Here is a 14,520-nt window from a genome sequence, read left to right as displayed (position 1 = left end):
ACAGAAAATTGTGTGTAATTCGTGAATTATTTGAAATATTGTATAAACAGTGGCTGTAATTGTTTTTTCTCCGTAATTGCTTCATGTACAGTTGCGACCATTTGATCAAAATCAGCAATCAAGGAATTTGGCTTGGAATGCGGGGAGTCCTGCCCGAATGGAATAAAGTAAATGTTTTTAGCATTTAGCAGCCTCATAATATTCATACCATTTAAGCCAAGCGCATCATTAGTTGAGATGCCTAGGACAACAGGCGAACCGTTACGCAATGTTGCCTTAGCAGCCATCAATACTGGACTATCTGTTGCTGCATTAGCAAATTTACTAATACTATTGCCAGTCATCGGCGCTATAACCATCGCATCCAATGGATTGGATGGTCCGAATGGTTCTGCCTCTTTAATAGAGGATATTACCTTTTCTCCAGTAAATTCCTCTATTTTTGCAATCCACTCCTCTCCGGTACCAAAACGCGTAGCCGCATGTAACACAGAATGCGTAATTATTGGAATAACTGTTGCTCCTGCATCTATAAAGTTTTGAATTTTAGGTACTACATCCTCATACGTACAGTGAGAGGCTGTAATACCTAAACCAATTCGTTTACCCGTTAGCAATTTTCTTCCTCCTCTATTGCCTTGCACAATATTGTAGCTGCATCATGTGCAAAGTATTTCCCAGGTAATGATGGCAATAGTACGTACGTTTGTAATTGCTCAGTGTCTATATCTAAACAGCCAGGCTCTGAAGCCAAATCATATAGGACAGCTGGGACATGATCTAGGAATGATTCTGTAATCCATTTAGCTGGAATCGTATTGATAAAAATCCCATCATTAATTGACCATTTGCGGTCGTCTAAATTCGTAGCTTTATAACCATATGCCTTTGCTTCACTCACTTGTACAACTGAACGCGCAACTATATGGACATTAGCGCCCATCTTGACGAGTAAAGAGGCGAGCATTTTGGCTGTGCGTCCAAAACCTGCGATCGTAAAGTTTTGTCCGTGAATGCACTTTTGCTCGAGTCCGTAAAACGTGGCGATAAACCCTTCGGCTGTTAATCTTGCGTTTTGCCAAATAAAAGATTCTTGTTGTAAATAACAATTTGTTTCATTTTTCTCAAGCAATTGCTTCCAATGCATCGTCAAACGCCCTGTATAAAACTTAACTTGGGATATCCCATAAAGCTGTTCCACTTCAATTTTTAGTGGAAGGACGGGAAGAATAATTCTATTTGGTTGGAATTCTAATACAAGCTTATTTAACTCTTCATTCCAAACTGATGTTCTTTTATAAAATACCGTTCTCGATGGGCTTCTTAGCATAGTAGCTAATTCCTTTAACCTTAGATCCTCACCGATAACAAGCCATTTTTCATTTTCCAAAAGCTCACCTCACTGTAAAAATTCTGACTGTACCGTCGTTGTTTTGTTAAATAAAATTCGATCTTCTCCAATTAGTATAATTTCATGCCAAGGTATCATTTCACTAACTTTTACTTTCTTTTTTTGGAATGGCAATTTATCTTTAACAATCTCAAAACCATGAATCTTTCCTGTTTGCACATCTAATAGACATTCTGTATGTGCCAATATACCAAAATGTACGCCACCCTCAATTTGAATTAACTCTTTATCCACCATCTCTGATAGTAGCATGCCTCATCTCCCTCCTTGAACCGTTACCCCAATATATGCCGAGTTTTTGCAATTCGTGACCCTTACCCAAAGTATGAAAATATTGCATTTATTCTTCAGGCTGTGTATAGTGTATATATACAGTTGTGTGAGGTGAGAAATTTGTGCATATTCATTTAAGCAATGCCAGTGATAAACCCATCTATGAGCAAATAACCGTACAGCTTAAGGAAGCGATACTAGCCAATAAATTACAAGCAGGTGACGCACTACCATCTATCCGTGCACTTGCAAAGGATTTAAAAATTAGCGTTATGACAACGAAGCGAGCTTATGCTGATTTAGAGCGAGATGGATTTATTGAAACGGTAGCCGGAAAAGGAAGTTTTGTTACAGAACGAAATCAGGATTTTCTACGCGAGGAATTATTGCGTCAAGTTGAAAAGCATATGCAACTGGCAGTGAAAACGGCCAAAACTGCAGGGCTAACAAAAGAGGAATTACAGGAGTTACTTTCATTAATTTTGGAGGAGGACAACTAAATGAATGCTATTGAAGTTTATGATTTACAGAAAAGCTTTGAAGGGTTTTCTCTTAATGATGTAAGTTTTTCAGTACCTCAAGGCACTGTCATGGGTTTTGTAGGAGAAAACGGTGCTGGGAAGTCTACTACAATTAAATGCATACTTAACTTACTTAAAAAAGAACATGGCGAAATTTTGCTATTTGGTAAGGATGTTGTCGAACATGAATTATCGATAAAAAACGACATCGGTGTGGTTTTTGACGATTTACATGTGCCTGAAACGCTCAATGCGACGCAGCTCGACAAATTTATGAAAAAAGTATTTAAAACATGGGATTCAGGTTATTATTTTGAACGATTAGCACAATTTAAAATTCCAGTGAGGAAGAAGGTAAAAGAATTATCTCGAGGAATGAGGATGAAGCTGTCCATTGCATTAGCCATGTCGCATCATCCAAAGCTATTAATTTTAGATGAACCTACGAGTGGGCTAGATCCAATTATTCGTGATGAAATTCTCGATTTGTTTTTAACGTTTATGCAGGATGAAACACATAGCATCCTATTTTCTTCTCATATAACAAGTGATTTAGAAAAGATAGCTGACTACATTACATTCATTCATAATGGGGAAATTTTATTTAGCGAAAGTAAAGATGTACTTGTCTATGAGTACGGCATATTTAAAGGAAATAATGAAGAGGTAAGTGTAATACCAGAACATGCCATTATAAGAAAACGTAATGGCACCTTTGGAACAGAAGCTTTAGTTTTAAAAAATGAAGTAAATGAGGTATTCTGCCTTGAAAAGCCATCTATAGAAGATATCATGCTATTTTATGTGAAAGGTAGTGTTTGAACATGGCAGGTCTTATCTTAAAAGATTTAATGACGATTCAACGTCAACTAAAAACACAGGCTTTCGTGCTAATTTTCTTCCTATTTATATCAATTTTTATGCAACAAGGGTTAATGCTCTTTACAATAATTATATTTATCGTGACCTTTCAAACTATAACTGCTCTTACCTATGATGAACAAAGCAGTTGGGATAAATATGCAAATACTTTCCCCATTTCAAAAGGGGACATAGTACTTAGTAAATATATACTTAGTATCCTTCTTATGCTTTTTGGGCTTATACTCGCACTACCGATTGTCTTTATTATTCATCGTTTTATGAATAACTGGGCATCAGCAGAGTTTTTTCCAACATTTAGTCTTCTTGTGACATTAGCCTTTTGTATGCTAGCACTTTTATTACCGATCTACATTAAATTCGGTTCTATAAAAGGAAGAATGGTTCTTATTGCTCTTTGCTTCATACCTGGTTTTTTATTTGGTCTTTTAAAAGAGTATTTTCCAGATATGACATTACTATTATCCAACTTAAAACAGTATATGTTTTTTGCTCCTGTTGCTGGACTTTTAATCTTATGGTTGTCCTCTCTCATTTCAACCGCAATTTATCAACACAAAGAATTCTAGGAGGGAAAGAGTAAATGCAGGCTTTACTTTTACAAAGAATAATGATCCAAAAATGGTCTATTCTTTTTGCAGTTATTATTTGTACGATCATAAGTTATATGGAAATACCTTTTTTAGATAATCCCGCAATAGTAATATTTGCTGCAGTTTTTTCTGCTTCCATTGTGGAAGGGATCTATAAGGACGATCAAAAAGTAAATTGGGAATTGTTTGTGAATAGTCTACCTTTGACAAGAAAAACACAGCTACAAGCTGATTTTCTATATTGTCACGGCATCGTGATGCTACTTTTTGTTCTCATAGTACCTGCTTATTTTTCACAAACCGCAGCTGACGATAATTTTCCAGAGCATTTTGCCATGTACTTCGCCTATATTAGCAGTGCTTCTTTACTCATCTCCATCCAGTTTTATATCCATCATCTAGAAAAGCGGATGCGTTATTTTAGAATGATAATAGCCATCTTCCTTATCTTTATAATTAATTTCCCTATTCATTACTATTTATCCCAAATGGCGGAAAATTTGATCATTATGTTAATTCCTACACTAATAAGTATACTCATTAGTAATTATATTTTTCGTCAAAGCCATACCTTATATTTAGCAAGAGAGGTTTTTTAAAGCAACAAAATCGAGAAAAGGTTGCCTATTAACGGCAACCTTTTTTTAATCTTCTGGGCCAATAATTGAAATGGCTGGCTCAACTTTCAAGATTTTAGCTATTAAGCGCTCGATCGATTCCATTGAGACGGCATCGATTGACGCTAATACTTCATCTACTGAACGATGTTTACGATGTACTAACTCACTTGTACCGTTGCGATTCATACGAGCACCTGTCCCCTCTAGACCGAGTACAAAACTACCCTTCAGCTGTTCCTTCGCATTCATAAGTTCTTCCTCTGTCACGCCACCTGCTACGATATCAAGTAATGTCGCATCAATTGTATGTTGAAGCTGTGATAATTGTTGACGACTTGTACTACCATAAATCGTAAATGCTCCAACATCCGCATAACAAGATTGGTAAGAAAATATTGAATAGGCTAAACCACGTTCTTCGCGTACTTCTTGGAACAAACGAGAGCTCATATTACCACCAATAATATTATTAAGTGCAATAAAGCTATACATATCTGGATCCTTTACACCAATTGCTGGATAAGAAATAGCCAAATGCGCTTGCTCCGTATCGCGAGTTTTAGAGACCTCTCCTGGATAAAAATGAGGATTCGAAAGCACAGGCTCAACCGCAAGTGGAGATGGCTGATATTGGCCAAATAAGTCTTCAATTGTTTGCATGAGCTTCGCAGAAATATTTCCCGCTATTGAAATAACAACTGATTCTGGACCATAATGTTTAGCCATGTAATTACGTATCATATCTGCTGTAAATGTTTTTAAAGTAGCCGCAGTTCCGAGAATTGGACGACCGAGTGCGTCGTTTGGATACATGACTCCCCATAGCTTTTCATGAACATCGTCATCAGCTGCGTCTTCACTCATTAATATTTCCTCTAGTACCACTTGTCTTTCCTTCTCTAACTCTTCCCCTGCAAACGTAGAATTAAAGAACATATCAGCTAATATTGTAACTGCAAGCTCAGCATGATGGTCTAAAACCTTTGCATAATAACAAGTGTTTTCCTTGGATGTAAAGGCATTTAATTCTCCACCAATTCGGTCAAATTCTTCAGCAATTTGGCGAGCTGTTCGAGTTTTTGTCCCTTTAAAAAGCATATGTTCTATAAAATGCGTAATACCATTTTCCTCAGGTAGCTCATAACGAGATCCTGCATTAACAAAAATGCCTAGCGCAACGGATCTTACATGATCGATTTGCTCAGACACAATACGCACACCATTCTGACATGTATGTACTTGTACCAAAAAATCTCCCCCAATTTATCTCTGGTTCTACATCAAAGGCATAATGTGGGGTCATCACCAAAACGTGTGGTTGATTTCCGTTCCGACTGGACGCTTTGTATCTGACGCTTCGCTTTCGCACAGAGCAAAGCTTCCTGGGCAGGATATTGGTCACGAAGGCGTTATCACAGGACGTGATGCTTTTAACCTTCGTTCCCCTAGTTGCTCGCTCCAGGGTCTCGGGCCAACAGGATGTTGGTCACGAAGGCGTTATCACAGGATGTGATGATTTTAGCCTTCGTTCCTCTATCGCTAATCCCCAAGGAGTCGCCCATTCTCCACTTCAATCAACTTATTTACGTTTTACCAAAAGTCATCCACGACTTTTAGTGATGAACCATAATGTGAAGCTTCCCCCAAAATATCCCTTATTGAACCAAATTCCTTATACTTGATTTAAAAAAGGCTGCGCATTATACGCAGCCTTTTCTACAATTTATTATTTATCTTGCTCAGCGCGTTCTTTTTCCTCTTGAATCACAACTTTACGAGATAAATTCACACGACCTTGCTTGTCAATTTCAATAACTTTTACAAGTAATTGATCGCCCAGTTTTAATACATCTTCAACTTGTTTTGTACGTTCCTCTTGAATTTCAGAAATGTGAAGTAAGCCATCTTTTCCAGGGAATATTTCACAGAACGCACCGAATTTTTCAATACGTTTAACTGTTGATAAGTAATACTCGCCAACTTTTGCTTCACGTACGATGTCTTCGATAATTTGTTTTGCACGAGCGTTCATTTCTTCATCTGCAGAAGAGATGTAAATTGTACCATCTTGCTCCGTATCAATTTTTACGCCAGTTTCTTCAATAATTTTGTTAATTTGTTTACCACCAGGTCCGATGACATCGCGAATTTTATCAGGATTAATCTTCACGATAACAATTTTCGGTGCGAATTTAGATAATTTTTCACGTGGGTCTGCAAGAGTAGCAATCATTGATTCTAAAATGTGCATACGACCAATTTTAGCTTGTGTTAATGCTTCTTCTAAAATATTACGTGATAAACCATCAATTTTAATGTCCATTTGAAGTGCTGTTACACCTTTAGCTGTACCTGCAACTTTAAAGTCCATATCTCCAAGGTGGTCTTCCATACCTTGAATATCCGTTAAAATAGAGTAGTGTTCTCCTTTTTTAATAAGACCCATTGCAATACCTGCTACAGGTGCCTTTAATGGAACACCAGCATCCATCATCGCTAACGTTGAAGCACAGATAGAAGCTTGAGATGTAGAACCGTTTGATTCAAGTACTTCCGATACACAACGGATTGTATATGGGAATACAGATTCATCTGGAATAACCGCATCAAGAGCACGCTCTCCTAATGCACCATGTCCGATTTCACGACGACCTGGTCCACGAATTGGGCCAGTTTCCCCTACAGAGAATTGAGGGAAGTTATAGTGATGCATAAAGCGTTTTGATTCTTCTACACCTAAACCGTCGATAATTTGTACATCCCCAAGTGCACCTAATGTACAAATAGAAAGGGCTTGTGTTTGTCCACGCGTAAATAATGCTGAACCGTGTGTACGTTGCAATATGCCTGTTTCAGAAGAAAGTGGACGGATTTCGTCTAACTTACGACCATCTGGACGTACTTTATCTTCTGTAATCTGACGACGTACTTCGTCTTTAACCATTTTATCTAGAATTGTATAAACTTGCTTCATTGTTACATCATCAGCTTCTTGCTCTTCATAAGAAGCAATAACACGGTCTTTTACCGCTTTAATAGCCTCATCACGTGCATGCTTTTCAGCAGTTTGAATAGCATCATGCATGTCTGTCTCACAAGCTGCTTTTATATCTGCTTGAATCGCTTCATCAATTTCAAATAATGTTATAGATAATTTTTCTTTTCCTACTTCTGCAACGATTTGCTCTTGGAAAGCAATAATTTTTTGGATTTCTTCATGACCGAACATAATGGCTTCTAGCATTATTTCCTCTGGTACTTCTAGTGCACCTGCTTCAACCATGTTGATAGCATCCTTGTTACCTGCTACAGATAAATGGACTGTTGATTGATTAGATTGTTCCACTGTTGGGTTCACGATAAATTTACCGTCGATATATCCAACTTGTACACCTGCAATCGGTCCGTCGAATGGAATATCTGAAATAGCTAACGCTATTGATGAACCAAGCATTGCAGCCATTTCAGACGTACAATCCGGATCGTTAGACATGACCATCGAAATCACTTGTACTTCATTACGGAAACCGTCTGGGAACATTGGACGAATCGGACGGTCTATTAAACGGCTTGCTAGTATTGCTTTTTCAGATGGACGTCCTTCACGCTTAATAAAGCCACCAGGAATTTTACCCGCTGCGTATAAACGTTCTTCGTAGTTTACTGTTAATGGGAAGAAATCAAGTGGCTTCGGTGATTTTGACATTGTTGCAGTTGAAAGTACAGATGTATCACCATAGCGTACTAATACGGCCCCATTTGCTTGTTTTGCTAACTGTCCAACTTCGATTACAAGTGGACGGCCAGCCCATTCATAGGAATAGACTTTCTTTTCGTTCATTCAATGAACCCCTCTCTATTATAAAAACACTTACTTCGTCTGTATGTACTAATAGTAAGTGTACCAAAAATGCTTGTTCTATGCTAAATATTTCATCAAATAATCATACATTTAAATTCAGTTATTGCCAATTTATTTAGGATTTATTTCTGTATTCGATTGAAACCAAGTTTTTTTGCTTGAATTTCGTGTCATATATGCTTTTTTCGCAATAGTAAAGTTAATGTCTTCTTAATGTTTATAAACATAAAGAAAAAGCGGGATTAATCCCGCTTTTAGATCGACAATTAGCGACGTAAGCCTAAACGAGTGATTAGTTCACGGTAACGTTGTACGTCAGTTTCACGAAGATATTTTAATAGGTGACGACGACGACCTACCATTTTAAGAAGACCACGCTCAGAGTGGAAATCTTTTTTGTGTGTACGTAAGTGAGTATTTAGAGCGTTGATTTCCGCTGTTAATACTGCAACTTGTACTTCTGGAGAACCAGTGTCACTTTCGTGAGTACGGTACTCAGCAATAATTTCATTTTTACGTTCATTTGTAATAGCCATTTGTATGGACCTCCTAAATAATTGTTAATCGCCATTAGCACAGTAAACGTTGGAGTCATCGATATACCGAGCTAAGGTTAAGCATATTATGCACTTATGAATGTTACCATAAATCAAAAGGTCAAGCAAGTGTTAACATAAGCACCTATTCATTGGCTAAAGCAGATTTGATTTACATTAATAAACTTTATTTGAAGTCTCTGTTAGATCTCAATAAAATATGGTTCATCACCATAACGTGTGTGGTTGATTTCCGTTCCGGTTGGGCGCTTTGTTGCTGCCGCTACGTTAGCACTACGCTTTCGCACAGAGCAAAGCTTCCTGGGGGCGTCGGGGCAACAGGATGTTGGTCACGAAGGCGTTATCACAGGACGTGATGCTTTTAGCCTTCGTTCCCCTACCCGCTTCGCTAGCGCTCCAGGGTCTCGGGCCAACACGAGGTTGGTCACGAAGGCGTTATCACAGGATGTGATGCTTTTAGCCTTCGTTCCTCTATTGCTGATCCCCAAGGAGTCGCCCAACCTCCACTCCAATCAACTCATGGCGTACGTTTTAACTTTCGGCGATGATCCCAAAATATTCAATTGCTTCCTGTTTATCTTTTTCGATTTGCGCTTTCAAAGCTTCAATGCCATCGAATTTTCGTTCACTTCTTATACGTTTATACCAAGCGACATGCACTTCTTCACCGTAAATATTTTTTTCGAAGTTTAATATATGGACTTCGATAGATAATTGTTTGTCGTTTGGATTTTTAAATGTTGGTTTATAGCCTACATTACATACACCATCATACCAGTTATTTTGCACAAGTACTCGAACCGCATATACACCGCTTGCTGGAATATAAGTTCCCTCTAACGCTTGGACATTTGCAGTTGGGAAACCGATTGTGCGTCCTCGCTTATCACCATGTACAACGATTCCCGTAACTTCAAATGGACGTCCTAGGAGTAATCTTGCTTCCTCCATATCTCCGTCTTGCAAAAGCTTACGGATACGTGTAGAGCTAATTTTTTCAATATCATCAGTTTTCTTTTCAACAACCGTTACGCCGTAATCTCCATTACTCAATGCACGCATTTCTTCCATTGTACCTTTCCCAAATGCACCAAAAGAATAATCAAAGCCAGCTGTAACATGTTGAATGTTCAACCCACGAATAAATGTATCAATAAATGCATCAGGTGAAAGCTTTGCAAAATCAGATGTGAAATGTACAACAAATATTGTATCAACACCCTGTTCTTCAAAAAGCTGCAATTTTTGCTGTAATAACGTTATATAAAATACTTTTTCGTTACGTCCGCCAAGCACTAAAGAAGGATGTGGATCGAATGTCATAACAGCCGTTGGAATTTGGCGCTTGTCTCCTTCTTCTTTCGCCGCCTTAATAACTGCCTGATGCCCTCTATGTACACCATCAAAAAAACCAAGAGCCAATGAATATGGCTGCATGCTTTCTCGTTGCTGTAGTTGGTGTGGGTATTTTAAATGAATGACCTCCATACAAAAAATCCTCCTACTCTATCGTCGGAAACATCTTATGTGGCTTCATAAACCCTTCCTTTGTAGGATGGGCTTGATAGACCGCAATTGCTTTCCCACTGATTCCAAAAACAATTTTATCATGTATCTTTAATAATGCATCTGCGGGAAGCACTTGTCCATTGAAAATTTCTTTTTCATTAGCAGAAGTTATTTCAATAAATGGATAATCTGTCAATGCATACTCAACTGGTAAAATGCATGTATCAATTTGTTCACCTTCCATCAGTTCAGCAACTTGTGCCAACGTAAAGCAATTTTCTTGTGTAAATGTACCTGAGGCTGTGCGTACGAGCTCCTTCATGTGTGCAGGATAGCCAAGTGCCGCTCCGATTTGCACAGCTAGTGTCCGAATATACGTCCCTTTACTACACGCTATACGTACTGGGAATGTAATTTCTTGCCCTTCATATATTTCTACATCATCTAGTAGTTCTAATGCATAAATGGTAACTTGACGTGTAGGTCTTTCGACAATTTCGCCTTTTCGAGCATATTCATAGAGACGTTTACCATTTACTTTGACAGCTGAAAACATCGGTGGCGTTTGTTGAATAACACCTGTTAGCGATGTTAAAACCTCTTGCAATTGAGTACGTGTGAACTTTTTAGTCGTACTATCTTGCTCAACCGTTTCTCCTTCTGCATCCTCCGTTGTCGTTGTACGGCCAATTGAAATAACAGCTTCATAGGTTTTCCCTGCATCAGTTAAGTATTCTGCGATGCGTGTTGCTTGACCTATACAAATGGGAAGAACCCCCTCAACACCTGGATCAAGTGTGCCAGTATGGCCAACCTTTTTAGTACGTAAAATTTTTCGTAATTTAAAGACGCAATCATGACTTGTCATGCCGCGTTCCTTCCAAAGCGGTAAAATACCGTTCATAATTTTCCTCCTAATATCCAATAAAAATAACAGGTGTGTTGATTAACCATTTTTATCCATCCTAATAAATAGAAGGCTCTGATTTCCGCTACGGGCTACTCGCTTTGTAGCTGCCGCTTCGCTTTCGCTACAGAAAACATTTGTCGCTGATGCTTCGCTCCGTGCAGGGTCTCGTCTGTCTCGCTTTCCCGTGGGAGTCGAGTAGCCCTACGCTACAATCAGTTAAAAATGGGCATATATTAACAAAATAGCAAAAAAAATCTCTTTATCGCTCAATAATAAACCTATTGTTTCCTAATTAACACGCCTGTAAAAAAATAGAGTCACAAAATGTTTTATTGCATTTCCGATAAATATAAAAAGCCTGCCTGCATGAACATGCATATGGCAGACTTTTTTAAGTTAAGCTTATTCTTCGTGTAAACCACGTAGCAATGTATCAATACGGTTCCCATATTCAATCGATGAATCGAATTCAAAAATTAGTTCTGGTGTACGACGTAAACGGATTCGTGAACCGATTTCTGAGCGAATAAAACCAGAAGCCTTTAATAAGGCTTTTAGTGTGTCCTCTTTTTCACGTTCATTGCCTAGAGTTGTAATATAAATTGTCGCTTGCTGTAAATCACCTGTCACCTCAACACCAGTAACAGTAACGAAACCAACACGCGGATCTTTAATTTTACGTCCAATAATCTCGCCAAGCTCTTTTTTCATTTGCTCAGCGACACGGTTTGAGCGTAGAGACATAGTTTGTCACCTCAATTTCGATGTACAGAAAGTTGTGTCCTTACTTACACATCTATTTTCATGCAAGGTTGGTAAATCAAACAACACAACTTCTAATGTTACTTATAGATAGTCTCGCCACACATTAAGCTGTTCCCAAGATGGATTTGACTGTAAGTAGTGGAGCGCGTGATTAATTTCACGCTCGGCTGCTTCTTTTGAAGAAGAAACAGCAACAAGCGCTAATTTCGTGCGTTGCCATACATTTTGATGATCAATTTCCGCGATGGATACATTAAATTTTTGTTTCGTGCGGGTAATCATACGCTGTAAGACAGCACGTTTTTCCTTCAACGAATGGGCAGTTTGAATAATGAATTCAACCTCTGCGTAAACAATCATTAAGCACGTTTAACTTCTTCCATAATATAGGCTTCGATAATGTCGCCTTCTTTAATATCGTTGAAGTTTGTAATTGTAATACCACATTCGTAACCACGGGCAACTTCTTTTACTTCATCTTTGAAACGTTTAAGTGTATCTAATTCACCTTCAAAAATTACTACGTTATCGCGAATCACACGTACGCCTGAATCACGAGTTACTTTACCTTCTGTTACGTATGAACCAGCAATTGTACCAACTTTTGATACTTTAATTGTTTGTCGAACTTCTGCTTGACCAATAATTTTTTCTACGAATTCTGGATCAAGCATACCTTTCATTGCTTGTTCAATTTCTTCGATTACTTTATAGATAATGCGGTGTAGACGAATATCTACGCCTTCTTCTTCTGCTGCACGTTTTGCATTGACATCTGGACGAACGTTGAAGCCGATAACAATTGCATTAGAAGCCGCAGCAAGAGAAATATCTGATTCTGTAATCGCTCCAGCGCCAGTGTGAATAATTTTTACGTTTACGCCTTCAACATCAATTTTCATTAATGATGCAGCCATAGCTTCTACAGTACCTTGAACGTCAGCTTTAACAATTAAGTTAAGCTCCTTCATTTCGCCTTGACTCATTTGTTCGAATAAGTTATCAAGCGTTACGCGTTGTTTTTCTGAACGTTGTGCTTGAATCGCTGTCATTGCACGAGTTTCTCCAACTTGACGTGCTGTTTTTTCGTCTTCAAAGACAACGAAACGGTCGCCAGCTTGTGGTACATCGTTTAAACCTGTGATTTCAACTGGCGTTGATGGTCCAGCTTCTTTCACACGACGGCCTTTGTCATTCACCATAGCACGTACACGTCCATAAGTATGGCCGACAACAATTGGGTCCCCTACTTTTAATGTTCCATCTTGTACTAAAAGCGTTGCAACAGAGCCTCGACCTTTATCTAGCTGTGCTTCAATTACTGTACCAAGTGCTAAGCGATTAGGGCTCGCTTTTAATTCTCCAACTTCAGCAACAAGTAAAATCATTTCAAGTAATGTGTCAATGCCTTCACCTTTTAATGCAGAGATTGGTACGAAAATAGTTTCGCCACCCCAAGCTTCAGGAACTAGGCCATGCTCTGTTAACTCTTGCATCACACGGTCTGGATTAGCTGAAGGTTTATCCATTTTATTGACTGCAACAATAATTGGTACTTCTGCTGCTTTTGCGTGGTTAATTGCTTCTACTGTTTGTGGCATAACGCCATCATCCGCAGCCACTACTAAAATCGTTAAGTCCGTTACTTTCGCACCGCGCGCACGCATAGTTGTAAACGCAGCGTGTCCTGGTGTATCAAGGAACGTAATTTTTTTGTCGCCTTCAGTTACTTGATAAGCACCGATATGCTGAGTAATACCTCCAGCCTCTCCAGCTGTAACTTTAGTATTGCGAATAGAGTCTAACAATGTAGTTTTACCATGGTCAACGTGACCCATAATTGTTACTACAGGAGGACGTTCTGATAAGTCCGCCTCGTTAATTTCTTCTGTTTGTTCGAAGTGTGTTTCTAAATCCGTAATATCTACACGAATTTCTTCTTCAACTTCTACACCATAGTCTGCGCAAAGTAATTCAATTGCATCCTTATCTAATTCTTGGTTAATTGTTGCCATTACACCAAGCATAAATAATTTTTTAATAATTTCTGATGGCTCACGGTGTAATTTTTTTGCTAATTCCGCTACAGAAAGTGATTCAACAAATGTAATTTTTTCTGGTAATTCCTTTTGTTTCACTGGTAGAGTTGGTTGATGTGTTTTTGGATGGCGACGTTTCCCGCCATGGATTCCTGGTTTTGGACGTTGGTTGTAACCACCGCCACCTCTGCGATTATTATTATTATTATTGTTATTATTTTGTGTCATATTTTTATTTTGATTACCTTTTATATTCTTAGATTTTTCGTTAGACGAATTTGAGTTTTGACGCGTTTGTTGCTGATTACTTGTTTTAGGCTTAGAAGTAGCAGATTGTTGCTTTTGCCCTTCTTGCTTTTTCACCGGTTGCTGTTGTTTTTGCGATACATTTTGAGTAGGTTGCTTCACATCTTTACTATTTTTAAATGTTTGGTTTAACTTTATCACTGTGTCTTTTTCTAACATTGACATATGATTTGTTACGCTCTCATTTAATTTATTTAGTGCTTCAATAACCTCTTTACTCGTTTTATTCACTTGTTTCGCATATTCATGAACTCTGATTTTGGTCATCTGCT

At 38.3% G+C, this 14,520-nt stretch carries 15 protein-coding genes; 4 read left to right on the top strand and 11 right to left on the bottom strand.

Annotation, left to right across the window (positions count from 1 at the left end; genetic code table 11):
* Positions 1-26 precede the first annotated feature (26 nt).
* Genes ACIQZA_RS01745 through ACIQZA_RS01735 form a run of 3 tightly spaced genes read right to left on the bottom strand, consistent with a single transcriptional unit; the run spans position 27 to position 1,663 of the window.
* Positions 27-617 (bottom strand): dipicolinate synthase subunit B, encoded by a 591-nt coding sequence (locus ACIQZA_RS01745; protein ID WP_400934386.1) that lies wholly within the window; start codon positions 615-617, stop codon positions 27-29.
* Entirely contained in the window at positions 611-1,390 is a 780-nt protein-coding gene (locus tag ACIQZA_RS01740) for a dipicolinate synthase (protein WP_400934384.1), read from the bottom strand. Before ACIQZA_RS01740 ends, ACIQZA_RS01745 begins: the two co-directional genes overlap by 7 nt.
* Before the next feature lie 9 nt (positions 1,391-1,399).
* Positions 1,400-1,663 (bottom strand): YlmC/YmxH family sporulation protein, encoded by a 264-nt coding sequence (locus ACIQZA_RS01735; protein WP_132357391.1) that lies wholly within the window; start codon positions 1,661-1,663, stop codon positions 1,400-1,402.
* Between the two features lie 143 nt (positions 1,664-1,806).
* Here ACIQZA_RS01735 and ACIQZA_RS01730 point away from each other — a divergent pair, with 143 nt between their 5' ends.
* From ACIQZA_RS01730 to ACIQZA_RS01715, 4 genes are read left to right on the top strand one after another with little or no spacing between them, the layout of a single operon-like run.
* Positions 1,807-2,184 carry a GntR family transcriptional regulator gene (locus tag ACIQZA_RS01730; protein WP_142507427.1) on the top strand — a complete coding sequence of 126 codons (378 nt, stop codon included), beginning with the start codon at positions 1,807-1,809 and terminating at the stop codon, positions 2,182-2,184.
* Entirely contained in the window at positions 2,185-3,027 is an 843-nt protein-coding gene (locus tag ACIQZA_RS01725; RefSeq protein ID WP_400934381.1) for an ABC transporter ATP-binding protein, read from the top strand.
* A 2-nt stretch (positions 3,028-3,029) separates the two neighbouring features.
* The gene (locus ACIQZA_RS01720) at positions 3,030-3,656 is read left to right on the top strand and encodes an ABC-2 transporter permease (RefSeq protein WP_400934380.1); all 627 of its coding nucleotides are present in this window, start codon (positions 3,030-3,032) and stop codon (positions 3,654-3,656) included.
* A gap of 14 nt (positions 3,657-3,670) precedes the next feature.
* Positions 3,671-4,279 carry an ABC-2 transporter permease gene (locus ACIQZA_RS01715; protein WP_402880053.1) on the top strand — a complete coding sequence of 203 codons (609 nt, stop codon included), beginning with the start codon at positions 3,671-3,673 and terminating at the stop codon, positions 4,277-4,279.
* Between the two features lie 45 nt (positions 4,280-4,324).
* Here the strand turns inward: ACIQZA_RS01715 and ACIQZA_RS01710 are convergent, their stop codons facing one another.
* The 8 genes from ACIQZA_RS01710 to infB all read right to left on the bottom strand — a co-directional run bounded on the left by ACIQZA_RS01710 (position 4,325) and on the right by infB (position 14,515).
* Positions 4,325-5,548 (bottom strand): M16 family metallopeptidase, encoded by a 1,224-nt coding sequence (locus tag ACIQZA_RS01710; RefSeq protein WP_402880055.1) that lies wholly within the window; start codon positions 5,546-5,548, stop codon positions 4,325-4,327.
* A 478-nt stretch (positions 5,549-6,026) separates the two neighbouring features.
* Positions 6,027-8,141, bottom strand: a complete 2,115-nt coding sequence (gene pnp, locus ACIQZA_RS01705; RefSeq protein WP_400934376.1) for a polyribonucleotide nucleotidyltransferase — start codon at positions 8,139-8,141, stop codon at positions 6,027-6,029.
* 287 nt (positions 8,142-8,428) lie between these two features.
* Positions 8,429-8,698: a 30S ribosomal protein S15 gene (gene rpsO, locus ACIQZA_RS01700; RefSeq protein WP_142507433.1), complete on the bottom strand. Its 270-nt coding sequence runs from the start codon at positions 8,696-8,698 to the stop codon at positions 8,429-8,431.
* Between the two features lie 552 nt (positions 8,699-9,250).
* Positions 9,251-10,207: a riboflavin biosynthesis protein RibF gene (ribF, locus tag ACIQZA_RS01695; protein ID WP_402880057.1), complete on the bottom strand. Its 957-nt coding sequence runs from the start codon at positions 10,205-10,207 to the stop codon at positions 9,251-9,253.
* Between the two features lie 13 nt (positions 10,208-10,220).
* Positions 10,221-11,132 (bottom strand): tRNA pseudouridine(55) synthase TruB, encoded by a 912-nt coding sequence (gene truB / locus ACIQZA_RS01690; RefSeq protein ID WP_402880058.1) that lies wholly within the window; start codon positions 11,130-11,132, stop codon positions 10,221-10,223.
* Between the two features lie 408 nt (positions 11,133-11,540).
* Positions 11,541-11,882, bottom strand: coding sequence for a 30S ribosome-binding factor RbfA (gene rbfA, locus ACIQZA_RS01685; RefSeq protein WP_400934372.1), 342 nt, complete (start codon positions 11,880-11,882; stop codon positions 11,541-11,543).
* A gap of 102 nt (positions 11,883-11,984) precedes the next feature.
* Positions 11,985-12,263: a DUF503 domain-containing protein gene (locus tag ACIQZA_RS01680; protein WP_004225006.1), complete on the bottom strand. Its 279-nt coding sequence runs from the start codon at positions 12,261-12,263 to the stop codon at positions 11,985-11,987.
* Positions 12,263-14,515 (bottom strand): translation initiation factor IF-2, encoded by a 2,253-nt coding sequence (infB, locus tag ACIQZA_RS01675; RefSeq protein WP_400934370.1) that lies wholly within the window; start codon positions 14,513-14,515, stop codon positions 12,263-12,265. The genes ACIQZA_RS01680 and infB overlap by 1 nt, the downstream gene beginning before the upstream one ends.
* Positions 14,516-14,520: the final 5 nt, after the last annotated feature.

Origin of the sequence: Lysinibacillus sp. NPDC096382 (assembly GCF_044762845.1) — a bacterium.
Taxonomy (GTDB): domain Bacteria; phylum Bacillota; class Bacilli; order Bacillales_A; family Planococcaceae; genus Lysinibacillus.
Note: the sequence above shows the minus strand (reverse complement) of the source record. Positions and strands in the feature narration are given on the sequence as shown.